Below are 25501 nucleotides of genomic sequence, written 5' to 3'. Positions count from 1 at the left end.
ATAAAGGATCAGGTTAAATCTAAAAAGGGAAATAAGATAAAGGCTCCTGTAAAAATGAAATTTACAATTAATACAACTCAAACAGAAAAACCAGAATCACCTAAAGTGCCAGTAGTAGTTTTAGATGCTGGACGTGCTGCGAATGATGAAGCAAATGAAATAGGTCCTTCTGGAGTAAAAGGAAAAGATATAAATCTATATGTAGCATTAAAGGCTGGAGAAATTTTAAAAGCAAATGGAATAAACGTAGTTTATACTAGAACTACAGATAGTGTGCCTTGGAGTGCTAATGAGAGCATAGCAGCTAGAAGTAAAATAGTTAATGATGCTAAAGCAGATATACTTGTAAGCATACATTGCAATGCTATAAGCACTACTGCTACTGGTTCACAAACATATTATTTAAAAGGAGATGCTAATTCTCAAAAACTAGCTTCTTATATTAAGGATGAGCTTTATAATAAAGCAAGCCAAAATGGAGTTATTGAAGAGAGCACTTTAAAAACTTTGAGTAGTGTAAATGCTACAGCTGTATATACTAATTTGGGATATATAACCAATCCTAAAGAAGAGGCGATTTTAAATACTCAAACTTTCAAGGATAACAGCGCAGTAGCTATAGCATCTGCTGTATTGAAATATTTAAGTATTCCTCAAAAGGTTTATATAACAGAGGTACCTGGTAAGACAATTTTATTGTATAAGAATGAAAAATATACATTGCCAACTAGTCTAGATGCTAAAATGAGTGATGGTACAATTTCTAAAGTAACTGTAAAATGGGACAAGACCTCTGTGGATACTTCAAAGGAAGGTACATATTATTACAAAGGAACTGTTTTAAATTACAATAATGAAGTAACTTTCAAGATTATTGTAAATTCTAAAGTGGATCCTGGAACTTCTAATGCTGAAATAAAAACAATAAATGATATTAATGTGAAGATAACTGAAGGGGACAAGTATACATTACCTCAAACAGTTGAAGCCACTACTATATTAGGTGAAACAATCCAAGCAGATGTTATTTGGGACAAAGAAAGCATAGATACAAGCAAGGCAGGAACCATAACACTTATAGGAAGGGTTAAAAACTATAATAAAGAAATAAAACTTACTATAGTAATATCACCTAAGTCTGTAGAAAAGAAGATTAAGGTAGTTTTAGATGCAGGACATGGTGGTCCAGATTCAGGAGCTGTAGGACAAAATAAAACTAAGGAAAAGGATATAACATTAGCAGTAACTTTTAAAATTGGAGATATTCTAAAAAAGAATGGAATAGAAGTTATATATACTAGAACCAATGATACTGACAGCTGGCTTAATGATAAAAATACTGAACTTCAAACTAGAGTTAATATAGCTAACAATGCAAAAGCAGACTATTTTGTTTCTATTCATGTAAATAGTTTTGATAATTCTTCAGTAACTGGTGTAGAAACCTGTTACTTTGGCGGAAGTACTAAGGGTATGGCTTTAGCTAAAAATATACAAAATGAAATCATATCAGAGCTTGGTTTTAAAGACAGGGGAATAAAAGAGAGAAATGGACTTTATGTACTTAAATATACAAATGCTCCTGCAGTTCTTGTGGAGCTAGAGTTTATAAGCAATCCTGAAAAGGAGGCTATGCTAAAAAATCCAGAATATCAACAAAAATATGCAGAAGCTATAGCAAGAGGAATTATGAAAACTATAGGAAAATAGAGGAAAAGGAAGAGAAAAATATTACAAAAAGTAAGTTGTAATATTTTGTCTCTTCCTTTATTATATTAGTAGTATTATATGATTAATTTTTAAAGAGGAGTTATGTATGGAAAATAAAAGTGTATTTCAAGCTAACTTATTTGCATTTATTTTGTTACTATTATATGCAATAGCACCTATGGCTCTTATACCAATATTTAGAAGAATGAATATAAGTTCTGAACTATACATTGTATTACCTCAGATACTTTTGTTGCTGATTCCTACTATAATTTATTTTATAATTACTAAAAAGCCTATTAAGGATACACTAAAGTTAAAAAAAATAGGAATTAAATCTATAGGGATTATTATTGCTGTAGGAATATTCGCACAACCCATAGCTATGTTTTTATCTTTCATAACTCAATTTGTTTTTCCAAATCGAATAAGTCAAGTTGTTTCAAGTTTAGACGATATTCCACTTATAGTGAGATTGTGTATAATAGCTTTAATACCTGCTATTTGTGAAGAGATTACTATGAGGGGGGTGGTTTTAGCTGGATATGAAAATATTAATATAAGAAAAGCTGCTTTAATGACAGGAACTTTCTTTGGAATATTGCATTTAGATGGAAATCAATTATTATATGCCTTTGTTTTGGGAATAATATTTGCATATTTAGTTAGGATAACGGGTTCTATATATTCATCTATGATATGTCATTTTACAATCAATGGAACTCAGGTGCTTTTATCAGAACTTGCAACTAAGATGATGCGTTTAGGCGGTGAGTCTGTAGAACTAGCGCAAAATACAGGAATATCCTCTATGTCAAAAGCTCAACTGATTAATACATTTTTTTCAATGCTAATTTTAGGCATAATATGTTTAGGAATCATAATAATATTAATAGGAAAATTAACTAAGATATATGGAAAAGATGGTCTTGAGGAAAGAGAAACATCTGTAAAGGTTATGAATTGGCCTGTGTATGGGGCTTTAATAGTATATGCTGTTGTAATATTAGTGGAATTAGTAGGTACATAAAGCATGAATAGTAATAGGGGGAATAAAGGGGTATTTCTGGTTATGAAGTAACATAAGGGGGATTTGATAATGAAACAGGACATTAGTACCATGAATGATGAAGAATTGAAAAAATTTATAATTAAAGAGAAAGAAGGTATTTATGACTTATTAAAAGAATATGATTCTATGGTGAATGAACTAATAAAGAAAAGTTTAGATATTGAAAATACAAGAAAAAGTGCCTATGCTATTGTGAAAATTCATAATTATGTTAGATGGGTAAACGAACAGATGAAGATGAATGACAATGCATCAAGATGTACAAAAGTAATCCCAAGAAGAGGCGAAATATGGACTTGTGAGCTTGGGCAAAACATTGGTTCAGAGGAAAATAAAATTAGACCAGTTATAATAATTCAAAATGATACAGGAAACAAGAATGCTCCAACTACTATAATTGCACCCATATCTAATAGACCTAAGAAGATTGCTGTACATATAGAGCTTAGAGAAAGTGACTATGTTCTTGAAGATGGTGAAAAAAATCATATTACAGGTACAGTTCTTGCTGAGCAGATAAAAGTGGTATCAAAAGCAAGACTTGGAAGACATATTGCAACCTTACAAAAAGATTTTATGGATATTTTGGATGGAAAGCTTAGAATTTCCTTAGATTTGTAATTAATTTTGAAATTTTGAATATAATAGTAATAGATAATAAAAAAGTTAAATGAAAAATAAAGAAAATATTAAAAAACCTATTGCCTAAGTTGTGCATTAATGATAGAATTAAAATCGTGAGAGATTGTAATACATACCTAATAAAGATTAGGAGACTATATTTCATATCACTCTTAAAAAGTAACATACCTAGCAGAGGCTAGGAGACTATATAACATATAAAGAAAAAAGATTGCTTTAATCAATCTTTTTTTCTTATATATTTTATTTATATGAATAAAGTATAAGCAGGAATTGACAATACTGTATCCTTATAATATAATATGACTAAAAATGATAATGAAGATTGAAAAATACTATGAACAGGAAAAGTACTTAAGCTGTATGCTAAAAGAGAGTGGGGGATGGTGGAAACCCCATAGCTAAGGCTTAAAGAAAATCACCTGGGAGTAAAGAACTGAAAAGGATTGATCCTAGTAAGTTTATTCGTCATTTCGCGTTAAGAAATAGAGTATGATAGTACTTGAACTGACTTCACATAGGTGGTTTATGCGTAGCTGCGTCCTTATGGGCGGAGCTCTTTTTGTTATAATATAGAGATATTGGAAAGTAAAGCTTTAGGTCAGAAGTATAGCTTAAGTCAGGCACTAAAAGTTTATTAAAATTTTAAATTAAAGGTTATGATAGGACTAAGTTTATGAAATAGGTTTTTGGTAATAATTTTAATAATAGTTACACTTTTAGAGAGAGGAGATAGAGAGATGTACAAAAAGGTTGAAACTTCTACAAACTTTGTTGAGATGGAAAGAAATATAGCAAAGCTTTGGAAGGAGAATAATATAATTCAGAAAAGTTTTGATAGAAATCAAGATGGTGAATATTTCACCTTTTATGATGGTCCTCCAACAGCTAACGGTAAACCACATGTAGGACACGTTTTGACAAGAGTTATAAAGGATTTAATTCCAAGATATAAAGTTATGAAGGGATATAAGGTTTTAAGAAAGGCTGGTTGGGACACTCATGGACTTCCAGTAGAACTTGAAGTAGAAAAGAAACTTGGAATTTCAGGTAAACCTCAAATAGAGGAATATGGAGTAGAAAAGTTTGTTAAGGAATGTAAGGAAAGCGTATTTAAATACACAAGTCTTTGGAAGGATATGTCCGAAAAACTAGCTTTCTGGGTTGATATGGATAATCCTTATGTAACTTATCACAATGATTATATAGAATCTGTATGGTGGGCATTAAAGCAAATGTGGGAAAAAGGCTTACTATATAAAGGACATAGAATAACCCCATACTGTCCAAGATGCGGAACAGCACTATCTTCTCACGAGGTTGCTCAAGGATATAAAGATGTTAAGGAAGCTACTGTTTTTGCTAAATTCAAAGTAAAAGGAGAAGAAAATAAGTATATACTCGCTTGGACAACAACTCCTTGGACATTACCAAGTAATGTAGCTTTGACAATAAATAAGAACTTTGATTATGTAGAAGTATTAAATAACGGAGAATATTTAATACTTGCAAAAGAACTTGCTCCAAAGGTTTTAGTTGGAGAATATGAAATAGTTAGAGAGTTTAAAGGAGAAGAATTATTAGGAACAGAATATGAACAGCTTCTTAAGTTCGTTACACCAGAGAAAAAGGCATTTTATGTAGTACATGGAGACTACGTAACTCTAACAGATGGTACAGGAGTTGTACATACAGCACCAGCTTATGGTGAGGATGACAACATAACAGGAAAGAAATATGATCTTCCTCTTATAAATCTAGTTGATGCAGAAGGTAAATTTGTAGATGCAGTTGAGCCTTGGAAGGGAATGTTTGTTAAAAAAGCAGATCCTAAGATAATAGAATATCTAAAAGAACATGGAATGCTTTATAAATCAGAGAAGTTTACTCACTCATATCCACACTGCTGGAGATGTGATACACCACTTCTTTACTATCCAAAGGATAGCTGGTTTATAAAAATGACATCTCTTAGGGATCAGCTTTTAGAAAACAACAATAAGATAAATTGGTATCCAGATAACATTAGAACAGGAAGATTTGGTAAGTTCCTTGAAAATGTTATAGACTGGGGTATTTCAAGAGATAGATATTGGGGAACTCCACTTCCAATTTGGGAATGTGAATGTGGTCATAGAGAGTGTATAGGAAGCATTGAAGAACTTAGAGAGAAAGGAATAAATGTTCCAGAGGATATAGAACTTCATAAGCCATATATAGATAAGGTTAAACTTACTTGTCCTCATTGCGGTAAACAGATGACAAGAACTCATGAGGTTATAGACTGTTGGTTTGACTCTGGTTCAATGCCATTTGCACAGCATCATTATCCTTTTGAAAATAAGGAAGTATTTGAAAAGACTTTCCCAGCACAGTTTATATCAGAGGCTGTGGACCAAACAAGAGGATGGTTCTATTCACAACTTGCAATATCTACAGCATTGTTTGGTAAAAGTGACTTTGAAAACTGTATAGTTTTAGGCCACGTTTTAGATAAGCATGGACTTAAGATGTCAAAGTCAAAGGGAAATGTAGTAGATCCATTTGAAGTTTTAGATAATGAAGGAGCAGATGCAACAAGATGGCATTTCTATACAGCTAGTGCGCCATGGCTTCCAACAAGATTTTCAGAGGAAGATGTAAGAGAGACACAAAGAAAGTTTTTAAGTACATTATGGAACGTATATTCTTTCTATGTACTATATGCTGAGCTTGATAAGTTTAATCCACTAGATTATAAGGATTTTGTATCAGAAAATGTAATGGATAAGTGGATAATATCTAAGCTAAATACATTGATTAAAAATGTAGAAGAAAATTTAGATGGATATAAAATAGTTGAAGCAGCATCAGAGCTTGAAGACTTTGTTGATGAACTTTCAAACTGGTATGTAAGACGTAACAGAGCAAGATTCTGGACTACAGAGCTTACAGATGATAAGATAGGAGCTTATACAACACTTTATAGAGTTCTTGTAACTCTTGTTCAAGTTGCAGCACCATTTGTACCATTTATGACAGAGGAAATATATCAAAACTTAGTAGTTAATTTAGATAGTAATGCAGTTGAAAGTGTTCACCTTCTAAATTGGCCAAAATATGATTTGAGCCTTGTAGATAGTAAGCTTGAAGAAGAAATGGATTTAGCTTATAAGGTAGTAAAGCTTGGACGTAGTGCTAGAAACTCAGCTAATATAAAGAACAGACAGCCTCTTGCAGAAATGCTTGTTAGTGTAATGTCTCTTCCAGAGTACTATGGAGATATAATAAAAGAAGAGCTTAACATTAAAAATGTTAAATTCGGTGCAGATCTTTCACAATATGTTAATTTTGAAATTAAACCTAATTTACCAGTACTAGGTAAGACTTATGGAAGATATATTCCTGCTATAAGAAAGGCAATAGCTGAACAAAACCAAATGGAACTTGCTCAAGCTATAAATAATGGTAAGTCTGTATTTATAAATGTAGAAGGTTTAGAGGACCAAATAGAACTTACTTCTGAAAATCTGCTTGTAACAATGCATGGACTTGAAGGATTTGCTTTTGCAGGAGAAGGAGAGGTAGGAGTTATTCTTGACACTACTATTACAGAAGAGCTTAGAGAAGAAGGCTTTGTTCGTGAAATCTTAAGCAAGGTTCAAAACCTAAGAAAAGAAAGCGGTTTTGAAGTTGCAGATAGAATAAAACTCTATGTTGCAGGAAACAAGATGCTTGAAGAAGTAACTAAAAAGTTTGAAGATCATATAAAGAATGAGACTCTCGCTACAGCAATACTTTACAATGAAGATAGAGAATATAATGACTTCAAGATTAATGGAGAAGATTTAAAAATAGCTGTAGAAAAAGAAGAATAATATATGGATATTCAATTTCTAAAGAATTTTTATGATGTTGCAACTTTAAAAAGTATATCCAAGGTAGCGGGACTTTCTCATATATCTCAGTCAGCTCTTAGCCAACGTATTTCAAAACTTGAGCAAGAGCTGGGAATACCTCTTCTTGAGAGGAGTAACAAAGGGGCTACTCTTACAGAAGAAGGAGAAATGATACTCAGGCATGTGAAAACTATGATTAGAGCATATGATAGAATATTAGAGGATATTTCTAACATAAAGGAGCATAGAAGTACTTTTGTAGTTTCATCATCTTCTTCTGAAATTGACTCTATTATTCTAGAAGTTCTGCTTGCTATAAAGGATATAAATCCTCAATGGTTTTTTAAGCTTAATAATATGCCCCAAGACAATATTCAGGTAGAACTAGATAAAAATCTATCAGATGTGGCTGTAACTTACGAGAGCATAGAAACAGATAACATAACTAGCTTTAAAGTAGGTACCGGTGAATTAATATTTGTAGCTAATCCTAGCATAGATATTGGGGATAAGATCTCTGCCAAGGAGCTCTCAAAGTATTTCTTTGTATTATTAGGTGATGGACCAGATATATATTCAGCACTCAATTACGGCCTTAAATCTAAAGGGGTTAATATAGAGGAGTTGCAGCTTGTATTCACTGCTAATTCTATATGCATAGCTAAGGAGTCTGTGGAAAAGACTGATGATATAAGTCTCCTTCCTAAAAATTCTGTTAAAGAAGAAATTGAGAAGGGCATAATAAAGACTTTTGAGGTGGAAGATCTATCTTTTAAATATGATATATTCTTTTCTTATAATAAGAATAGTTATAGCAAATATAAGAAATTGATAGATATATTTAAAAGAGAAACTAAGAAAATATTAAGTAAATTTTAATGATTAAAAAGGGCAGTGCAAAACAATGCACTGTCCTTTTAGTATGATCTTAAGAGAAGTTTTTCTGCAACTTCTTTTAATACTGTTTTGTAGGGGTTTTCTGGAAGATTATCGATTAATTTAAAAGCTTTCTTTGTATATTTATTTGCAAGCTCTTTTGCATCTTTAATACCTTCATATTTATTTACTAAAGATATAATATTCTTTACATCTTCATCTGAAAAGCTTTCTTTTTCTAAATAATGTTTGAAAGCATTTCTATTCTTCTTTGCAGCATATATAAATGGAAGTGTGAATATTCCTTGCTTTAAGTCGCTTGCTGCAGGCTTTTTTATAGAATCATCAGTACCTACATAATCTAAAACATCATCTATAATTTGAAAAGCCATTCCAATATTATGACCTATTTTCCAAAATTGTTTTGAAAGAGCATCGCTGCATCCGCTTTCAGCAGCACCTGTGTATAGAGAAAGGGAAAATAGTTCAGCTGTTTTGCCAGAAATTCTATTTAGGTAGTCTTTTACAGATAACTTTGTATCGAACATTGAATTCAATTGGTTTATTTCTCCTAAGCAAATTCTAGACATGGAGTTGCTGTCTATTTTTATACTTTGAAGACTTGAAGAAGAAGCTAAAATTTTAAAGCATACACAAAAAAGAAAATCTCCAATATATACCGCATAATCTTTACCATATTTTGATTGAATAGTTTCCTTGCCTCGCCTTGTTTTAGAATCATCTATAACATCATCATGAACTAAGGTTGCCATATGAAGCATTTCGATTACAGAGGCTAAAATTTTAGTCTTTTCTTTATCATAATTTCCAAAGTGAGAGGATATTATAACAAATGCAGGTCTAAGCATCTTTCCACCAGAATGAATTAGCTCTTTAATGGAATTTTCTATTTTTTTATCTTTGCATTTTACGCTCTTTTCCATGAAAGAAATAACATTATTTAATTCATCTTTTATATCTTTATAATTGTCCCATATTTTATCCATATCATCATCCTCTACATTACTTTTTTATAAGTAATCATAAGGTAGAGTGAAGTTCACTCTACCTATATTAAAGCAAATTATTATTAGCATATTAATTTAAAATCATTCTATTTTATCTAAATTCTTAAAGAGATGTTTTTTGATTATAAACAGGAACTCTCTTTCCAAACCACCAATTACTTAATGTTTTACTTATCCATGGTATTACCCAGTAATCTAATCCAAAGGTTCTACCTGCTCCACCCATTAGAGCTATAGCACCAAAGAAATACCATAGTATATCCCATCCAGCCATTGCTGAAAGAATAAAGTTAGTAACCATAAATGCTGATGCGGCACTTGCTAAGAATGTAAATAAACCTGCAAGTAAAGCAAGACCTATACCTATTTCAATGCAAACAACCATTCTTTGGAACCAAACAGCGATTTCAGGGCTTGGTATCATAATCTTCATTATTGTACTGTAAAAACTTGGCATATGGCTTAATATTGGTGTAGCAGTCTCGCTAGCAGTGGATGCAGCTTCTGATGCTCCAGAGTTAGCGGCAGTTTGAAGCCATTCAAAAGGCATTTTAATATTTCCGGCCTTAATCCAACTATCAGAAGCAGGACCATTTAATAAAGCTTTAAATCCTTTATCAGCCCAAGTACTTTCTCCAACAAATTTCTTTAAACCTTCTAAAAGCCAAATAACTCCCATAAACAATCTTAATGGAACAAGCCATAATCTATTTCCTTTAGAGGATAAGTGACCTCTCATTATATTTCTTTTATCTTCTATTGAGAAGAATTCATGAATTAGATAATGATAACAAGCATTAATTCCGTTTACTCCCCAAAGATAGTGGAGGTTAACTAAGTGCTTCATAAGCATAGCAAAGAATCCAGATAATTTTATTCCAGAAAGATTGGCTACGCAATATTTTCCTCCAATTGAAACCATAAAGCCATGATAGTTTGATTTAAATTTAGTCATTTTTGTGTTTTCTATAGAGGCAATTATATTTTTTACTATTGTATCTCCAGTTTGAAGAGCTGCTTCAACTATTTGAGGGGTTCCACGTCCTGGTTCTTCCTCATAATAAGCTATGTCACCAACTACAAATACATCTTTTTTGCCAGATGCTTGCATAAACTCATTTGCAATAAGTCTTCCAGCTCTTCCGCTTTGTAATCCATATTCGCTAGATTCTTGATTAGCTTGTATACCACAAGTCCAGATAAGTGTTTGAGTTGGAATTTCTTTTCCGTCCTTCAACTTTATGCTGTTTTTATTAACTTCTACAATAGGAGAATCTTTTAATATCTCCATACCGTGCTTTTTCATATATTTTTCTGCTTTATCGGCCTGACCTCTATCAAGCATATTTAAGATAGTAGACATTGCTTCTACTACTAATAATTTTACCTCTTTTTCATCTACATTATACTCTCTAGCTAGTTTGCTTTTCCATTCAAGAAGTTCTCCAGCCATTTCAATTCCAGTAAATCCAGAACCGGCCACTACAAAAGTAAGCATTTCTTTTCTCTTCTTTTCATTTCTTTCTTTTGATGCTAAAGAGAACATAGTTTGAATGTGCTCTCTTATCCTTATTGCATCTTCAAAAGACCAAAGAGTAAATCCGTTCTCTTTTACTCCTGGAACGCCGAAGAAAGCAGGTTCGGAACCTGTACCTATAACTAAATAGTCATACTCGTATTTGCCGTAGGAAGTGGTTACTACCTTTTTATCTGTGTCTACTTTCTCAATATAGTCTGTAACCACATTAACTTTAGTTCTGCCAAATATTTTGCTTAACTCAATTTGAACAGATTCAGGATGAACTCTTCCACCAGCTACTTCATGAAGCTCTGTCATTAAAGTATGGAAAGGGTTTTTGTCGATTAGTGTAATTTCTATAGAATCATTTTTTTTGTATTTTTTTGCAAGCTTTTTAGCTACATGAACTCCACCATAGCCGGCACCCAAGATTAATATCTTTGTGTTTGCTGACATTTAAAATCACCTCTTATCATATAAATAAACATTAATAAAATAATATTAATAAAAAATAAACATTAATAAAATAATAATAACGAAATAAAAACTGAAATAAATTTGTTGTCTGAATAGAATTTTATATTTAAATTAGCTGTATGTCCATATGTATAATAAGGAAAGCTTATATATAAAAAATATATCTAAACCCTTGTATCCATTGAAAATACTAAGGTAGTACAAAAAAAATATTGAATTTGATATAAGGAAATCTAATATAGCATTAAAAATTCAAATGTCTAAATGTAAAGGAAGTATAGTATAATTGAATTGCAAAAAAAGTTGACTTAAATTAAAATAAGCTTAAAAATTTTGTTTGATATTTCACAAACTAAATTAATCAATAGGAGGATTAATAAATGAAGAAAAAGTGGTTATCTGTAATACTTGCTACTACTGTTATAAGTGCGGGATTACTTGCTGGATGTGGTTCTAAACAAGAATCTGGTGAAACAAATACTCAAAATCAAACTCAAACTGAGGATACTGCAAAGACTGAATCAGCTTTAAAAGATGGAACATATAAGGCAGAAGCTAAAGATTTTGATGATAAGGGTTGGAAACCATTTGTTGAAGTAGAAATTAAGGATGGAAAAATTGTTGCAGTTAACTTTGATTACACAAATAAAGATGGAAAGTTCAAGTCAGAAGATGCTGAATACAACAAGAAGATGGAAGAAAAAGTAAAAACAGGTCCAGCTAAATACACTAAAGAATTAGAAGATTCATTAGTTGAAAAACAAGATCCAGAAGCTGTGGATACTGTAGCAGGTGCAACTCATTCTGTAGAGAACTTTAAGAAACTTGCTGGAAAAGCACTTGAAAATGCAAAAAATGGAGATACATCAGTAGCAACTATTGATATGGCAGAATAGTTACTAGACAATTAATTTAAATTTGATATAATTAATTAGAATTTGACCTTAGGCTTGATATACAAAGTCTAAGGTTTTTTTCCTTAATTCACATGAAGGAGGACTTTTTTAATGAATAATATAAAAAAGGTACTGCTAGTATTGACCATATTTATATCCAGCATAAGTATGGTTGCTTGTACAAAAAATAATTCAAGTGAGCCTATAAGCAGAACTAATTTTTTTATGGGTACAGTAGTTAAAATCTCTCTATATGATAAAAAAGATCAAAATATAATTTCTAAAGGGTTTGATAGAATTAGGCAAATCGAAAGTGAAGTAAGTATAAATAAACAAGGAACGGAATTAGATAAGGTGAATGAGGCTGCTGGAAAGAAGCCAGTAAAGGTCAAGGATGATACATTCGCCATAACTAAAAAGGGATTAGAATATTCTGAGTTGACAAAAGGAAGCTTCGACATAACAGTAGGTCCTATAGTAAAGCTTTGGAGTATAGGGCTTCCAGAGGCTAAGGTTCCAACTAAATCAGAAGTAGATGAAAAAATTAAACTTGTAGGATATAAAGATTTACAATTAAACGAGAAAGATAAGACTATATTTTTAAAGAAAAAGGAAATGATTATTGACCTTGGTGCTATAGCAAAGGGATATGCAGCAGATGCTGTTGCAGAAGTTTTAAAAAACGAAGGTGTAAAAAGTGCAATTATAGATTTGGGAGGAAACGTATTTGCTCTAGGCACAAAGCCGGATGGAGAGCTGTGGAAAATAGGAATTCAAAATCCATTTCAGTCAAGAGGAGAAATTGTCGGAACAATATATGTAGAAAATAAATCCGTAGTTACATCAGGTATATATGAAAGATTCATAGAAAAAGACGGTAAAAAGTATCATCATATTTTGAATCCTTTTACTGGATATCCTTATGATAATGAAATAGCAGGAGTAACTATAATAAGTGATAAATCTATAGATGGGGATGCTCTTTCAACTTCTGTATTTTCAAAGGGCTTAAAAGGCGGAATAGATTTTATTGAAAACATTAAAAATGTGGATGCCATATTTATTACTAAAGATAAAAAGGTTTATGTAACTGAAGGAATAAAAGATAATTTTAAAATTACTAATGATGAGTTTACTCTTGTGAATTAGAGGGTGATAAAATTGATGTTACGTGCTTTTTTTCAATATGTTGAAATACGAACTAAGGTTGCAAGTGTGATACCATTTACCCTTGGAACCCTTTATACTTTGTATAGGTATGAGAGCTTTAGTTTAAAAAATTTCATAATTATGTTTATATCATTAATAACCTTTGATATGGCAACAACAGCAATCAATAATTATTGTGATTATAGAAAGGCACATGCTAATGGAGGGTATAATTACGAAGTAAAAAATGCTATTGAAAAGTATAATATAAAAAAATCTACAGCTCTAGCTATAATATTTATCTTACTTACCATTGCCACAATATTTGGTGTATTTCTTGCGCTAAATACAAATTTGGTTGTACTTTTTGTAGGAGCAATATGCTTTATAGCAGGAATTCTTTATACATTTGGGCCTATTCCAATTTCCCGTATGCCTTTAGGAGAGATTTTTTCGGGTATATTTATGGGATTCATAATTACATTTTTATCAATATATATACATGTATATGATGCAGGAATACTTTCATTAACATATAATAATGATATTTTAGGCATCACTATGAATATAAGAGAAATATTATATATGTTCTTAATAAGCATACCTCTTATAAATGGAATTGCTAACATCATGCTTGCAAATAATATTTGTGATGTAGAAGAAGATATAAAAAACAAAAGATTTACTTTGCCATATTATATAGGTGAAAAAACTGCACTAAAAGTATTTGAAATTTTGTATTATATAGGATATGTAGATATAATATTATTAATATTATTAAAGATACTTCCCTTTAAGCTATTTTTAATGCTCATTACTTTAATTCCAGTGAGAAAGAATATAAAAGTATTTCAAAACAAACCTAGCAAGTCAGAAACATTTGTTATATCAGTAAAAAATTTTGTGCTAATGAATGTATGCTATATAATATTATTAGGTATATCTATATTTATGAAATAATGCTTTATAGAAAATCAATAAAGCTCCAAGTATTGCAACTAGGAGCTTTATCTCGATAATTCGTTCCAGTTTTCTATAAGTTCATATAGTTCTGTAAGAATTGATGGTTTATCTTTACAAGATAGACCTCCTTTTAGTCTAGCTATGTTTATTCCTATGTTATATATTTCATCTCTTTCTACGCTAAATTGAATTCTAGGAATGATTTTATTCCACGCTTTTTCAATATTATATATGTCACTTTCAACTTTTATCCAATTTTCAGATTGAACATCTTCTATAGCAGCATTTACGAAACCTATTACGTCCTCAGAAGGGTTGAAAGGTTGTTTTAAATAGTTTCCGCTTAGCATAATAGCTATAAATATAGCTAAAGCAGCTACAGGTATCATATAGCCTAAGAATTTTTTCATATCTATATTTTCCTCCTTTTTACTGGATATGGTCCTTGTAAAGGTCGATATAAATTGAATCTGGTGGGTTATAGGTTGCTATAAAAACATCAGATATATGTTTTACGTTATGGGCTTTTAATTGAAGATCTAACCATTTCATATCCTTGTTAACCTTTTTTAGGTTTTCTTCAATAACAATACCATCATATATTAATTCTGAACTTAAATAAGAAGGAGGAACGGTTAAGTTTAAATCCTTTGGAGTTACAGGCTCATACTCTGGTTTTTTCAATACAGATAGTTGACCATCTTTTTCTAATATTGCAAAAGCTACTTGATTTAAATCAAAAACTCCTTTATCTCTTAATTGTTCAAGAAGATCGCTTAACCTATATCTCAATTTTTTCATGGAGGATTCTAATATTTTTCCATTCATAATTATTATTGTAGGTTTATCATCCAAATAATCTGAAGCCCTTTTGGACTTTAGAGCAATAAATTGCAATATAAGAGATAAAACAGTCCAAGTAAGCAGACCAACCCAATGGCACCAGACTGTGCTCGTTAAGTCTGTGGTTAAAGTAGAGGCTGTAGAACCTATGGTTATTCCGAGTATATAGTCAAAGAAAGTAAGCTGACTGATTTGCTGTTTACCTAGAATGCGGGCAAAAATCAATAAACTAAAAAAGCCTATTATTCCTCTAACAAGAACTATAAGAGCTTCATTCATAGATCTCACCTCATTTAAGGTTATACTTTATTAAGAATAGTATAAGGAAAAAAATAAATTTAATTCTTTTTTAATATAAACTTAATGAAAGAAGTTGTATATGCATATAATACTGCATATACTATTTTTAATATAGGATTAATAAGGAAGAAATAATTATATAACTTGTATTTTAAATAATTTCTATTGTATAATAGATAGTAAAATATAATAAAGTAGGAGTTGGTAGAATGGCAGCTTCAATAAAGGATGTAGCTAAAGAAGCAAACGTATCCATTGCCACAGTATCGAGAGTTTTAAATAATATAGATGTAGTTAATGAGGAGACTAAGAAAAAAGTTTTAGAAGCTATAAAAAAGTTAGACTATAGACCAAATATAGTGGCAAGAAGTTTAAAAACGCAGAAAACCAAAACAATAGGTATAATAATACCGGATATTTCAAATTCTATGTATCCTGAGATAGTTAGAGGAGCAGAGGATGTATCCAATATTTATGAATATAATATAATACTTTGCAATACAGATTTAGATCCTGAAAAGGAGTTGGAGTATTTTAGGGTTCTAGGAGAAAAGATGGTAGATGGAGTTATATATATAAGTAACTCTTTAGAATCTACAGTAATGAAGACTATAAAAGACAGTAATATGCCAATAGTATTGATTGAAACTAATGGAAGAGAGACTGAATATCCAAGTGTAATAATAGATAATAAACAGGCTGCCATAGATGCAGTAAATTATTTGATTGAAAAGGGAAATAAAAAGATAGCATATATAGGAACAGATGTGGATGCTGTAAATGCTAGTGCTATAAGATATTATGGATATAAAGATGCTCTTGAGAAAAATAATATTTCTTATAATGAAGATATAGTATACTTTTGCAAGTATTCATTAAAAGCGGAAGATGGATATAAGGCAATGAATTCTATATTAAGTAAGACTAAGGATATAGATGCGCTATTTTGTGCAAATGATGACCTTGCCATGGGAGCAATAAATTCCCTAAGAGATAATGGCATAAAGGTTCCAGAAGATGTTGATGTTATTGGATTTAATGATACTTATGGTGCAGAATTTTTCTATCCAAGGCTTACAACAATAGCTCAACCACTATATGATATGGGCTCTGTAGCTACTAGAATGCTCATAAAGAAAATAAATAATCAACCTATTGATAAAAAATTATTTATTTTACCATATAAATTAGTTGAAAGAGATTCTTGTAAGTAGATAAAAATGTATGTCGAAAAGGCATACATTTTTTTTCTACCCATTTATGGAATTATATGGTATAATCATAGGTGTTTAAGGTAAAAAATGTAAAAAATAAAATCAAATGTAAACTGCTAACGTAGGGAGGTGTGCCTATGGATACTGAAGAAAAGCTACTTAAGCTAGTTTCCTATCTTACGAGTGTACGAAAACTTACTCAAAAAAATGAAAAAATTTGGAGCCAAGAGCTTAAAAGAATTTCAAATAAAATGAGTACAGGAGGGTATATTCCTTCATCAATACAAGCTTTAGTTGACGAGAGTTATGTAGATAAAGATATGACGAATGTAGAAGAATGGGAAAATACAGCGCAGAACATATTATATCCTCTTGAACATAATGATGAACAAAAAGAAATTGCAAGAAAATTAGCAGAAGGCTTTGGAGTTGTAGTAGAAGGGCCCACAGGAACGGGAAAAACACATTCTATAATAAATTTAATTTGTCATCTGCTAGCTCATAATAAAAGGATTTTGGTCACAAGTGAAAGAGCTAAGCCTCTTAGAATATTGCTTGACAGAATACCAAAAGAAATAAGACCTTTATGTGCAAGTGTAATTCAAGGTGATACAGATTGTATAAAGGATCTTGATACTTCAATAGATAAGGTAACAGAAAGATTAGATACTGATTTAGAAAACTTAGATAAGGATATAAAAAACACTGTAAGAAGTTTAATGGAATGTAAAAGCAAACATCAGTTGTTAAATCAGGATTTAGAACAAGCAATGGCTATTTGGGATAAAGAGATACAATATTGCGGCAAGAAGTATAAATTATTAGGTGTAAAGGTTTGGCTTGAAGAAAATGAAAGTCAATACTCCTGGATAGAAGATAATATAAATTATAATGAAAAACCACTTTTAACAGATGCTAAGTTTTCCAGATTAGTTTATCTTATAAGCACTATAAGCAAAGAAGAGATATATCAATTTAATGAGATGGGACCTATTCTTTATAATATACCTCCTTGCGATGAATTAGTTGCTAAAATTCAAAGAATAATGGATATACGAAGAAATTATATAGGTTATAAGAAAGCTGTAAAAAACTGGTGTATATCTTATAATTCTGACTACGATTATGATTACATTATTAGGTTGTTAGAAAGTACACAGAGATTTTTAGAAGATATAAAAGACAGTTGGATTCAAAATATTTTAGAATGTACAAAAAAAGGTGAAACAGTTAAGACGGTTCTTCAGCAAACAATATTAAAAACTAATTATTATATAAAGAAAATAGGAAGTATTGCAAAAGAAATAAGTGGTCATAGTGTTGAAATTCCTAAAGATATGGATGTTAATGTATTAGTTGATGAATTTAATGTTATATATAATCAATATGAACAAAAAGGTAGAGTAGGAAAGTTATTTAAGCTTTTCCACAGTCAATGTCAAGATATTTTGAACAAGTGCCGAGTGGACGGAAAGAAAATAGAGTCTAAGGAGCAGGCTAAGATAGCTAAATTATATATAGAGCAGCGTTCTGTTGAAGAGAGCATGAAAAATCTATGGAATAATTCAATGTCTGAGTATGGAGCTGAACAAATAGAGGATATAAATTTGAATGTTTTAACAAACTTAGAAGATGATATAAATAAAATAGATGTGATTATAAATTGGGATAAGAAGATTAAAGAAAAAATAGTGAATTTAATGGGCAAAATTGTATTTTTGGATGAAGTGGATTGGTATAACATAGATACTTACTTCAAGTTACAATATGGGGTTTTAAGTATAAGGTATATAAGCGAATATGAGAATTTAAAGAGCTATATAGGAAATATTGAAAAACTTATTTCAAATGTAAAAGGCTTTGAAGAAATAGTAAAGGCTCTTCGCAATATGGATACTTTGTTATTAAGACAATCCTATAAGAAAATTCATAGGCTTAAGGAAATAGCGCCAAACATTAGAGAGCTAGAGTATTTATTAGAGAAAGTAAATAAAAGATGCCCAAAATTAGTACAAAGACTATTGAATGAAGAAGATAGATTAAATATGCTCACAAAATATAAAAATTTCAGCATAGCTTGGTCCTGGAGGCAGCTTTCCAATCTTTTAGAAGAGGAACTTAAAAAGTTCCAAGTTGAAAATATTAAAAAGAATATAAACTTAGAAAAGAAGAAAGAAGCTTGTTTAGTAAAAGGTTTAGTAGAGAAAAAAGCATGGTTTAATACCTTAAGTAAAATAGGAGAAAGCGAAAAAAGAAGTTTGTATGCTTGGAAAGAAGCTGTAAGAAGGATTGAGACTTCTTCTGGAAAAGCTAAAAGTAATTATATAAAGCTAGCTAAAAAGGAAATAGACAATTTTAAAAATTTCATGTCTGTATGGATTATGCCTATTAATAAGGTTATAGAAAATTTCGATCTATCCCAAGAACCATTTGATGTAGTAATAATAGAAGATGGCAATGAAAGCAATATTTTTGCTATATCAGCATTGATTAGAGCCAAAAAGGCAGTAATAGTTGGAGATAATAGACAAATCAATCGTGAAACCTCAGAAAATATCAGAAAAGAAGTTCAGCAGCTTATAGATAAATATTTGCATGGAATACCTCATTCAGAGTGGTTTGATATATGGACAAGCATTCACAGTACAGCATTTAGAGTGTTCCCATCAAGAGTTGTATTAAGAGAAAATTTTAGATCTTTACCAGAGATAATAGGATTTAGTAATAAGGTGTATTACTCAGATCAAATCTTATCCCCAATAAACTTCTTTAAAAATGAATTTCTAGGAGGTGCAGTTAAGACAGTAAAGGTTGAAGGGGAAAGGGATAAGATAAAAAATATAAATATAAAAGAGGCTGAAAGCCTGGTAGATAAAATAGAAGAATGCTGTAAAAATCCAAAATATGATGGAATGACTATGGGAGTAATTTCTCTTTTAGGAGATGCTCAAAGTGAGGTAATAAGGAAATTAATAGAGCAGAGAATCAGTGAAAAGGAAATTATAAGTAGAAAAATTATTTGCGGCAGTCCTTATTTATTTCAAGGAGATGAAAGAGATGTAATTTTTTTATCTATGGTTATTGCTAACAATGTTAAATTTGCAGCTTTAACTAAGGAAGGGGATGTAAGAAGGTTTAGTTTAGCAGCAAGCAGAGCAAGAAAGCAAATGTGGCTATTCCATTCTGTAGATCTGGAGGATTTAAAGCAGGATTGTGTAAGAGCAAAACTATTAAAATACTGTATAAAGTTTAATCAAAAAGAGAATAAGCTAATAAAGAATAACGTATACAGAATTGCGTAAAAATATGTTCATAAATGGGGGATATACAAATGACATGCTATACTATTGGACATTCAACAAGAAAGTTAGAAGATTTTATAGAAATAATAAGAAGTTATGGAATTGATTGTGTAATGGATGTTAGAAGTAATCCTTACAGTAATAATAATTATACAAGAGCTTTTGATAGAGAGATATTAGAAAAAGCTATAAAGCAATCAGGTATTAACTATATGTATATGGGAGAAGAATTAGGTAATAGAAGGAAAAGGTCAAATTTCGATAATATAATAAAGGAAGATATGTTTAAGAAAGGTATACGTAAAATAGTAGAAGGAATTAGGCGAGGACATAATATTGTGCTTATGTGTTCAGAGAGAAATCCATTTAACTGTCATAGAAGCATTCTTTTAGGATATGCTTTAAAGAGTAATGGAGTTAAGGTAGAGCATATAATTGATGAGAGTAAATCAAAGACACAAGAGAGGATAGAAGAAGAAATCTTTGTAACCTATGAACCGAATTTAAAGGAAGATATAATTTATTTAACTCTTCAAGAAGTGCTAGATAATGATGATTACGATAATATATCTGAAAAGGAAGTGAAAAGGAAGGTTATAGAAGAGGGATACCGAAGGAAGTGGAAAGAACTTAAAAACATAGTTTAGAAAAAATAATAGTAAACATTTACAGATTTGGTTAAAAGAGTTGACAGAGGGTTTTAAAAATAATATAATTTTCTCAAAATTAAAAAATTCAAAGCGATGATAGGAAAGAGTAAGCAAAGATATGTCTTACAGAGAGTGGAGATAGGTGAGAACCCACATACTAAGGTTGCTGAAAATCATCCTTGAGCCGTAGGCTGAAGTTTTAGTAAGCTGAGCCGGCTTGTGCCGTTATGTGAAATGAGTGATAAATTTGGGTGGTACCGCGGACCTACTTTCCGCCCCTTTTTGGGGCAGAAGTAGGTCTTTTTGCAGTTATTTTTATAATAAGTCCGGAATTATTATAAAAATAGCTGCCACATAGATAATTATATATAAATAAAAAGGGGGCTTTTTCATGTATACTTTTATCATTGGGCTATTACTTCTTTTATCAGGATTTTTGTTTTATTCTAAGTATGTTGAAAAACAATTTAGTGCAGATTTTCCTAAAGAAACTCCAGCTTATTCAATGCAGGATGGAGTCGATTATATTCCTATGCCCACGTGGAAGGTTTTTTTAATCCAGCTTTTAAATATTGCGGGGTTAGGACCTATATTTGGTGCATTACAAGGGGCATTGTTTGGACCAGTGGCATTTCTATGGGTAATAGCAGGTTGTGTTTTAGGAGGAGCTGTTCATGATTATTTATCAGGTATGATTTCATTAAGACATGATGGGGCAAGTCTTTCAGAAATACATGGAATGTATCTTGGAAAAAAAGTTCAAAGTATAATGAGAGTTATAACAGTTTTCTTTTGCATCATTGTAGGAGTTGTATTTGTTACAGGCCCAGCAGACTTATTAGCACAGTTAACTCCAGAACATTTAGATAGAAACTTTTGGATAGCAGTTATATTTATCTATTATTTCTTAGCAACTATTCTTCCTATTGATGTAATTATTGGGAAGATATATCCTATATTTGGCACTTGTTTGTTGATAATGGCAGCAGGTGTTGGAGGAGGAATAATTTTTAAGAGTTACCATATTCCTGAGCTAAGCTTTTCTAATCTACATCCTAACAATACACCTATGTGGCCTATGATGTTTGTTACTATTGCTTGTGGTGCTATATCTGGATTCCACGCTACTCAATCACCTTTGATGGCAAGATGCCTTAAATCTGAAAAGTATGGTAGACATTCGTTTTACGGGGCTATGATTGTAGAAGGGGTTATTGCGCTTATCTGGATAGCAGCAGGACTTGCATTCTATAATGGAGTTCCTGAACTTGGCAAGGTAGTACTTGGTAAGTCCGGTGCTTCTGGAGCAGTATTTGAAATAACTAAAACATTGTTAGGTCCAGTTGGAAGTGTACTTACAATACTTGGAGTTGTAGCATGTCCAATAACTACAGGGGATACTGCTTTTAGAAGTGCAAGGCTTGCATTAGGAGATATAATTCATTTCCCACAGGATAAGATTAAAAATAGATTAATACTTGCTGTACCAATGTTTGTTATATCTGTATTCTTAACTTTTGTTCAATTCCCTATTCTTTGGAGATATATGGGATGGTTAACTCAAGCATTTGCAATGGTAACTCTTTGGGCATGTTCTGTATATTTAGTTAAATCAAATAAGAATCATTGGATATCAACTATTCCGGCTATATTTATGACAGCTGTATGTATAAGCTATATAATGCAGGCGCCGGAAGGATTTAGAATCAATGGATTAGTGTCAAATGTAGTAGGATTATTAGCTGCGGCTATAACATTTGGAGTATTTTTATATAGAACAAAGCGCAGAGATACGCAAGCAGTACCAGCTTATGATAAATAAGAAATAAGTAAAATAGTTATAATAAAAAACCTTAGCAGGGATACCTGTTAAGGTTTTTATATTTTATCTAATAAGGGAATATTTATATGCAAAATTTAAAAAGCACATGAATTTTACTAATATACTATTTTTGTGAATAAATTAGAACATTTTGTTCAATAATAGGAAAATGTAGGTTCATATCTGTAAAAAGGGAGGAAAAATATGAAAGTAGGGATTCCAAAAGGATTACTGTACTACAAGTATTATCCTTTTATTCATACATTTTTAGAGGAAATAGGAGCAGAGATTATTGTTTCTGAAGACACAAATAAAAGGATATTAGATAAAGGGGTAAAATACGCTGTAGATGAAGTATGTCTTCCAATGAAAATTTTTCACGGTCATGTGGATAATATAAAAGATAAATGCGATTTGATAATCGTACCTAGAATCATGTGCATTAGAGATAGGGAATATATATGTCCAAAGTTCTGTGGACTTCCTGAGATGATAAAAAACAGCATTCCAGATATGCCTGATATTACAGAGTTACCATTGTATATAAATTCAGAAAAAAGTCTTCATAGTTGGTGCAAAAAATTAGGTCTTATGATATGTAGAAATATATATGCAGTAGATACAGCATATATAAAAGCCTTAGCGGTACAAGGAAATTTTAAGCAAGGGTTAAATGAAGATGGTTATGATATAAAATTGGCATTGCTTGGGCATCCATATAATGTATATGATAATTTTATAAATATGAACTTAATAGAAAAGCTTCATAAATTTGGAGCTGGAGTTATTACAGAAGAATTTGTTTCAGAAGTAGAAATAGATAGGGAAGTAAATAAGCTTTTTAAAAGGCCTTTCTGGAGTTTTGCTAGAAATTCATATGGAGCTGCAGCAACTCTTTTTTCAAAGAAGAAAGTAGATGGGATTATATACATATCTTCTTTTGCCTGTGGTATAGATTCCGTAGTAATAGAGCTTATAAAGAATAGAATTGGGGATTTTCCTTTTCTTGTTTTAAAGGTAGATGAGCAGACAGGGGAGGCTGGATTTAATACAAGAATAGAGGCGTTTATAGATATGATAGAAAGGGGGAAGATGGTTGAAGGTAACATTTCCACATATGGGGAACGTATATATTGCAGTTAAGGTACTCTTTGATGGTTTAGGAATAGACTATGTTATTCCACCAATAAACAATAAAACAGCTCTTGAGATTGGGGTAACCTACGCTCCAGAAGAGATGTGTCTTCCTTACAAAATAATGATGGGGAATTATATTCAGAGCGTTGAGCAGGGAGCTGATACTATACTTTTAGTAGGAAGCTGTGGACCTTGTAGGTTTGGGGAATATTGTGAACTTCAAATGAAAGCTTTAGAAAATTTGGGATATAATTTGAAGTTTATAGTCATGGATTATCCTAAGGATATAGGAAAAAAGGAGCTATTAAAAAGAATAGAATATTTAGTGTCAGAAAGTCCTAAGAGCAATAGAGAGAAGATTATAGCAGCTTTAAGGGCATTAAAGGCAATAAATTTAATAGATAAAATTGAAGAAAAGGCTCACTATTTAGCGGGATATGAAGTGAATAAAGGAGATTGTAAAAGAATTCTAAATCAATGTAAGAGAGATGTAGTTAAGACTAATGATCCAAGCGAAGCAATAAAAATCTTAGAAAGCTATAAGAATGCCATAGAAAATATTCCTATTGATAAAAATAAGAACCCTCTTAAGGTGGCTATAATTGGAGAAATATATACAGTTATAGATCCATTTCCTAACCTTAATATAGAAGATAAACTTATGGATTATGGTGTGTGCAGCAAAAGAAAGCTTACTCCTAGCTGGTGGGTTAAGGATGCAGCTTTGAAAATATTGAAATTGAACTCTCTTGATCTTAGGAGAGCATCAAAAGAGTATTTACCATATTACATAGGTGGGCATGCAAGAGAATGTATAGGAGAGGCTATGATGGCTCAAAAAGATAAGTTTGATGGAGCTATTCAAATATTCCCTATGGGATGTATGCCGGAGATTATAACTAAAGCTATACTTCCATCAATATCAAGAGATAAGGATTTTCCTATAATGAGTTTAGTAGTTGATGAAATGACTGGAGAGGGAGGATATGTTACTAGAATTGAAGCATTTTTAGATTTAATTGAGAGGAGGCATAAAAATGTATCATATGGGTGTTGATGTAGGTTCCGTTAGCACGGATTTTGTACTTTTAGATAAGGACATGAATGTGGTAGAAAAGATATATTTGAGAACAAAGGGAAGGCCAATACAAGCAGTACAAAAGGGATTAAAAATGCTGCAAGAGAAGTATAGCAGTGACGAAATTGTTTCTGTTGGTACAACAGGAAGCGGAAGACATATAGCAGCTGCCCTTATTGGAGGAGATGCTGTAAAAAATGAGATTACTACTCATGCTATTGCTGCTCTTCATTTGGATAAAGAGGTTCGTACTATTATAGAAATAGGAGGGCAAGATTCAAAGATAATTACTCTAAAAGGAGGAGTTGTCACGGATTTTGCTATGAATACGGTGTGTGCAGCAGGAACAGGCTCCTTTTTAGATAGGCAGGCGGAAAGATTAGAAATACCAATAGAAAAGTTTGGTGACTATGCTCTAATGTCTAATGTTCCTGTTAGAATAGCAGGTAGATGTGCTGTGTTTGCAGAATCTGACATGATACATAAGCAGCAACTGGGATATAATGAAGCAGATATAATAAGAGGACTTTGCGAAGCTATGGTAAGAAATTATCTTAACAATGTGGCCAAGGGAAAAGATATTCAGCAAAAGGTATTTTTTCAAGGTGGAGTTGCTGCAAATAAAGGTATAAAAAAGGCTTTTGAAGATGCTTTAGGATTTAAAGTTTATGTACCAGAGCACCATGATGTTATGGGAGCAATAGGTGCTGCAATTATAGGTGCAGAATCGGTTCAGAAGAAGAAAATTACTAATTTTAAAGGGCTGGAAGTTGGAGATGCAAGGTTTGTATCTAATAGTTTTGAATGCAGTGGCTGTCCAAATAGGTGTGAAGTTGTAAATATAAAAAACTCTACAGAAGTAGTTGGATGCTTTGGAGATAGATGCGGTAAGTGGAGTGAAAAAATGATTGTATAATTATTTCCCCATGTAATAAGTTTGTGCTA

The 25501-nt window shown here is 31.4% G+C and carries 19 protein-coding genes and 2 other annotated features; of the genes, 15 read left to right on the top strand and 4 right to left on the bottom strand.

Annotated elements, in window-relative coordinates:
- From ACFWTK_RS11190 to ACFWTK_RS11170, 5 genes are all read left to right on the top strand, one after another.
- Positions 1-1710, top strand: a 1710-nt coding sequence (locus tag ACFWTK_RS11190; RefSeq protein ID WP_415876072.1) for an N-acetylmuramoyl-L-alanine amidase, incomplete at its 5' end; no start/stop codon positions are given.
- 106 nt (positions 1711-1816) lie between these two features.
- On the top strand, positions 1817-2740 hold the full coding sequence (locus ACFWTK_RS11185; RefSeq protein ID WP_106024358.1) for a CPBP family intramembrane glutamic endopeptidase: 924 nt from the start codon (positions 1817-1819) through the stop codon (positions 2738-2740).
- A gap of 69 nt (positions 2741-2809) precedes the next feature.
- On the top strand, positions 2810-3403 hold the full coding sequence (locus ACFWTK_RS11180) for a type II toxin-antitoxin system PemK/MazF family toxin (RefSeq protein WP_061857716.1): 594 nt from the start codon (positions 2810-2812) through the stop codon (positions 3401-3403).
- 349 nt (positions 3404-3752) lie between these two features.
- Positions 3753-3973, top strand: a binding site (T-box leader).
- Positions 3974-4164: 191 nt separating this feature from the next.
- Positions 4165-7281: an isoleucine--tRNA ligase gene (gene ileS / locus ACFWTK_RS11175; RefSeq protein ID WP_273092495.1), complete on the top strand. Its 3117-nt coding sequence runs from the start codon at positions 4165-4167 to the stop codon at positions 7279-7281.
- Between the two features lie 3 nt (positions 7282-7284).
- Positions 7285-8181, top strand: coding sequence for a LysR family transcriptional regulator (locus ACFWTK_RS11170; protein ID WP_061857714.1), 897 nt, complete (start codon positions 7285-7287; stop codon positions 8179-8181).
- 38 nt (positions 8182-8219) lie between these two features.
- On the opposite strand, the gene ACFWTK_RS11165 is transcribed toward ACFWTK_RS11170, so the two are convergent.
- Positions 8220-9185: a polyprenyl synthetase family protein gene (locus ACFWTK_RS11165; protein ID WP_061857713.1), complete on the bottom strand. Its 966-nt coding sequence runs from the start codon at positions 9183-9185 to the stop codon at positions 8220-8222.
- A 124-nt stretch (positions 9186-9309) separates the two neighbouring features.
- Positions 9310-11181 (bottom strand): FAD-dependent oxidoreductase, encoded by a 1872-nt coding sequence (locus tag ACFWTK_RS11160; protein ID WP_061857712.1) that lies wholly within the window; start codon positions 11179-11181, stop codon positions 9310-9312.
- A gap of 401 nt (positions 11182-11582) precedes the next feature.
- Here ACFWTK_RS11160 and ACFWTK_RS11155 point away from each other — a divergent pair, with 401 nt between their 5' ends.
- The 3 genes from ACFWTK_RS11155 (at position 11583) to menA (ending at position 14207) form a co-directional block, all read left to right on the top strand.
- Positions 11583-12098 (top strand): FMN-binding protein, encoded by a 516-nt coding sequence (locus tag ACFWTK_RS11155; RefSeq protein WP_061857711.1) that lies wholly within the window; start codon positions 11583-11585, stop codon positions 12096-12098.
- A 111-nt stretch (positions 12099-12209) separates the two neighbouring features.
- Positions 12210-13247, top strand: a complete 1038-nt coding sequence (locus tag ACFWTK_RS11150; protein ID WP_106024355.1) for an FAD:protein FMN transferase — start codon at positions 12210-12212, stop codon at positions 13245-13247.
- Between the two features lie 15 nt (positions 13248-13262).
- Positions 13263-14207, top strand: a complete 945-nt coding sequence (gene menA / locus ACFWTK_RS11145; RefSeq protein WP_242862608.1) for a 1,4-dihydroxy-2-naphthoate polyprenyltransferase — start codon at positions 13263-13265, stop codon at positions 14205-14207.
- Positions 14208-14254: 47 nt separating this feature from the next.
- On the opposite strand, the gene ACFWTK_RS11140 is transcribed toward menA, so the two are convergent.
- Positions 14255-14620 carry a DUF4363 family protein gene (locus tag ACFWTK_RS11140; protein ID WP_061857708.1) on the bottom strand — a complete coding sequence of 122 codons (366 nt, stop codon included), beginning with the start codon at positions 14618-14620 and terminating at the stop codon, positions 14255-14257.
- A gap of 19 nt (positions 14621-14639) precedes the next feature.
- Positions 14640-15332 (bottom strand): DUF421 domain-containing protein, encoded by a 693-nt coding sequence (locus tag ACFWTK_RS11135; RefSeq protein WP_061857707.1) that lies wholly within the window; start codon positions 15330-15332, stop codon positions 14640-14642.
- Positions 15333-15562: 230 nt separating this feature from the next.
- Between ACFWTK_RS11135 and ACFWTK_RS11130 the strand changes: the two genes are divergently transcribed.
- From ACFWTK_RS11130 to ACFWTK_RS11100, 7 genes are all read left to right on the top strand, one after another.
- Positions 15563-16567, top strand: coding sequence for a LacI family DNA-binding transcriptional regulator (locus ACFWTK_RS11130; RefSeq protein WP_061857703.1), 1005 nt, complete (start codon positions 15563-15565; stop codon positions 16565-16567).
- A gap of 137 nt (positions 16568-16704) precedes the next feature.
- A complete protein-coding gene (locus ACFWTK_RS11125; protein WP_061857702.1) occupies positions 16705-19869 on the top strand; it encodes an AAA domain-containing protein in 3165 nt (1054 codons plus the stop codon).
- Between the two features lie 29 nt (positions 19870-19898).
- Positions 19899-20516: a DUF488 domain-containing protein gene (locus ACFWTK_RS11120; RefSeq protein WP_061857701.1), complete on the top strand. Its 618-nt coding sequence runs from the start codon at positions 19899-19901 to the stop codon at positions 20514-20516.
- Positions 20517-20603: 87 nt separating this feature from the next.
- Positions 20604-20802 (top strand) — a binding site (T-box leader).
- 108 nt (positions 20803-20910) lie between these two features.
- Positions 20911-22341: a carbon starvation CstA family protein gene (locus ACFWTK_RS11115; RefSeq protein WP_415876071.1), complete on the top strand. Its 1431-nt coding sequence runs from the start codon at positions 20911-20913 to the stop codon at positions 22339-22341.
- 204 nt (positions 22342-22545) lie between these two features.
- Positions 22546-23484 carry an acyl-CoA dehydratase activase-related protein gene (locus ACFWTK_RS11110; RefSeq protein WP_061857699.1) on the top strand — a complete coding sequence of 313 codons (939 nt, stop codon included), beginning with the start codon at positions 22546-22548 and terminating at the stop codon, positions 23482-23484.
- Positions 23438-24535: an acyl-CoA dehydratase activase-related protein gene (locus ACFWTK_RS11105; RefSeq protein ID WP_061857698.1), complete on the top strand. Its 1098-nt coding sequence runs from the start codon at positions 23438-23440 to the stop codon at positions 24533-24535. Before ACFWTK_RS11110 ends, ACFWTK_RS11105 begins: the two co-directional genes overlap by 47 nt.
- Complete coding sequence (locus tag ACFWTK_RS11100) at positions 24516-25472, top strand: acyl-CoA dehydratase activase (RefSeq protein ID WP_061857697.1); 957 nt, start codon at positions 24516-24518, stop codon at positions 25470-25472. The genes ACFWTK_RS11105 and ACFWTK_RS11100 overlap by 20 nt, the downstream gene beginning before the upstream one ends.
- Positions 25473-25501 lie beyond the last annotated feature (29 nt).

Source organism: Clostridium sp., assembly GCF_047777555.1.
GTDB lineage: Bacteria > Bacillota > Clostridia > Clostridiales > Clostridiaceae > Clostridium_H.
The sequence above is the reverse complement of the archived record's forward strand: the minus strand, read 5'-3'. Positions and strand labels throughout refer to the sequence as shown.

Coding starts and splice junctions, on each gene's coding strand:
- ACFWTK_RS11185 (WP_106024358.1), top strand. CDS start 1,817: ATGGAAAATAAAAGTGTATTTCAAGCTAACTTATTTGCATTTATTTTG.
- ACFWTK_RS11180 (WP_061857716.1), top strand. CDS start 2,810: ATGAAACAGGACATTAGTACCATGAATGATGAAGAATTGAAAAAATTT.
- ileS (WP_273092495.1), top strand. CDS start 4,165: ATGTACAAAAAGGTTGAAACTTCTACAAACTTTGTTGAGATGGAAAGA.
- ACFWTK_RS11170 (WP_061857714.1), top strand. CDS start 7,285: ATGGATATTCAATTTCTAAAGAATTTTTATGATGTTGCAACTTTAAAA.
- ACFWTK_RS11165 (WP_061857713.1), bottom strand. CDS start 9,185: ATGGATAAAATATGGGACAATTATAAAGATATAAAAGATGAATTAAAT.
- ACFWTK_RS11160 (WP_061857712.1), bottom strand. CDS start 11,181: ATGTCAGCAAACACAAAGATATTAATCTTGGGTGCCGGCTATGGTGGA.
- ACFWTK_RS11155 (WP_061857711.1), top strand. CDS start 11,583: ATGAAGAAAAAGTGGTTATCTGTAATACTTGCTACTACTGTTATAAGT.
- ACFWTK_RS11150 (WP_106024355.1), top strand. CDS start 12,210: ATGAATAATATAAAAAAGGTACTGCTAGTATTGACCATATTTATATCC.
- menA (WP_242862608.1), top strand. CDS start 13,263: ATGTTACGTGCTTTTTTTCAATATGTTGAAATACGAACTAAGGTTGCA.
- ACFWTK_RS11140 (WP_061857708.1), bottom strand. CDS start 14,620: ATGAAAAAATTCTTAGGCTATATGATACCTGTAGCTGCTTTAGCTATA.
- ACFWTK_RS11135 (WP_061857707.1), bottom strand. CDS start 15,332: ATGAATGAAGCTCTTATAGTTCTTGTTAGAGGAATAATAGGCTTTTTT.
- ACFWTK_RS11130 (WP_061857703.1), top strand. CDS start 15,563: ATGGCAGCTTCAATAAAGGATGTAGCTAAAGAAGCAAACGTATCCATT.
- ACFWTK_RS11125 (WP_061857702.1), top strand. CDS start 16,705: ATGGATACTGAAGAAAAGCTACTTAAGCTAGTTTCCTATCTTACGAGT.
- ACFWTK_RS11120 (WP_061857701.1), top strand. CDS start 19,899: ATGACATGCTATACTATTGGACATTCAACAAGAAAGTTAGAAGATTTT.
- ACFWTK_RS11115 (WP_415876071.1), top strand. CDS start 20,911: ATGTATACTTTTATCATTGGGCTATTACTTCTTTTATCAGGATTTTTG.
- ACFWTK_RS11110 (WP_061857699.1), top strand. CDS start 22,546: ATGAAAGTAGGGATTCCAAAAGGATTACTGTACTACAAGTATTATCCT.
- ACFWTK_RS11100 (WP_061857697.1), top strand. CDS start 24,516: ATGTATCATATGGGTGTTGATGTAGGTTCCGTTAGCACGGATTTTGTA.